The organism is uncultured Thiodictyon sp., from assembly GCA_903837595.1.
GTDB lineage: Bacteria > Pseudomonadota > Gammaproteobacteria > Chromatiales > Chromatiaceae > Thiodictyon.
The window spans coordinates 1-1,663 of sequence record CAILVI010000194.1 but is presented as its reverse complement, the minus strand read 5'-3'; the positions used below and the strand labels follow the sequence as shown (position 1 = coordinate 1,663).

Below are 1,663 nucleotides of genomic sequence, written 5' to 3'. Positions count from 1 at the left end.
GAACCGCTCGGCCGCGCCAAAATCTTTGACATTCGTGGTCACCAGCGCCGCGGCGCGACCGTTCAGCGCGGTCTCCAACACCATATCGTCGGCAGGATCGCGAGCCTGGGGGCGCCACAAGAAATACAGATGAACAGGTTCCACGAGCAGGCACAAGGCATCCAGAAAGGCATCGGTCAGTGCCTCGCTACGCCCCGCTGCCTGCATCTGCGCGGGCCGTTTGAGCACCGCCTCATACTCCAGCAGCAGCGGAACCGAGGCCAGCGCGATATAGCGCCGGTCGCGCAAGGCTTGCAGCAGCGCAAAGGAGGCGCCGTTGCGGCTGCGGGAAGCGGCAACCAGCACATTGGTATCCAGAACGACACGCGTCAGAGTCATATCGCTGATCATATCGCGAAGAGCCAAGGAGTCAACCATGACCTGCACCGAATCCAGTCCGCCAGTAGCCCCAAAACGACACCGCCCGCGCATCCTTGCGGATGCGCGGGCGGATCAGTGGAAGCGCAGGGGCATCCCGCCCCCGCTTAAGTCACCGGGGCGGGACGCCCCGGCTCCTTTTTACGCCTTCAGCGCCGCATGGGCCGCCGCCAGTCGGGCGACCGGCACGCGCGGTCCGGAGCAGGACACATAGTCCAGCCCGATCTTGTCGCAGAAGGCGATGGCCGCCGGGTGGCCGCCGTGCTCGCCGCAGATGCCGACCAGGAGATCCGGCTTGACCGAACGGCCCCACTTGACGGCCAGGTCCATCAGCTTGCCGACGCCCTTCTCGTCCAGGACCTCGAAGGGGTTGTCCTGCAGGACACCGGACTCGGTGTAGAGCGGCAGGAACTTGTTCTCGGCATCTTCGCGGGAGAAGGAGAAGGCGGCCTGGGTCAGGTCGTTGGTGCCGAAGGAGAAGAACTCGGACTCCTCGGCCAGGGTCTCGGCGCGCATGCAGGCCCGGACGACCTCGATCATGGTCCCGAAGTGGAAGATCACCGGCTTGCCGGTGCGGGCCTTGATCTCCTCATGGATGGTATCGACCCAACCCTTGACGATCCGCAGTTCCTGGGCCGTGCAGACCTGGGGCACCTTGATCTTGGGGTGGACCTCGATCCCGGCGGCCTGGCACTCGGCGGCGGCTTCCAGGATCGCCCGGATTTGCATCTGGTAGATCTCGGGGAAGCTGATGCCTAAGCGCACGCCGCGATGGCCGAGCATGGGGTTGGTCTCGAACAGTGAGCGCACCTTGCGCAGCATCCGCTCCTTCTTGACGATGACCTCTTCCACCAGCATCGGGTCGAGCTGCCGGCGCAGGCCGTCGACGTCGGCGCGGACCTTGTCCGGGGCCTGCATCAGGGTCATGGCGGCACCCAGGGCGGTCAGGCCATGGGCGTTCTTGGCCAGTTGCAGCAGCTCGCCGATTTCGCGTACCAGCACGTTTTCGTTGGGCAGGAACTCGTGGATCGGCGGGTCCAGCAGGCGGATGACCACCGGGTAGGGGGACATGACCTCGAACAGGGCCTTGAAGTCCTTCTGCTGCAGGGGCAGCAGACGGTCAAGCGCTTCCTGACGCTCTTCCTGGGTGTCGGCCACGATCATGTCGATGACGATCGGCAGGCGCGCCGGGTCATTGAACATGCGCTCGGTGCGGGCCAGCCCAATGCCGACGGCACCGTACTTG

2 protein-coding genes are annotated in these 1,663 nt (G+C 65.1%); both read right to left on the bottom strand.

Annotation, left to right across the window (positions count from 1 at the left end; translation table 11 throughout):
• Positions 1–378: putative toxin-antitoxin system toxin component, PIN family (locus tag QZY44_RS10755; RefSeq protein WP_295446004.1), on the bottom strand; the 378-nt coding region annotated here is incomplete at its 3' end.
• A gap of 180 nt (positions 379–558) precedes the next feature.
• Positions 559–1,663: putative PEP-binding protein (locus tag QZY44_RS10750; RefSeq protein ID WP_365303967.1), on the bottom strand; the 1,105-nt coding region annotated here is incomplete at its 5' end.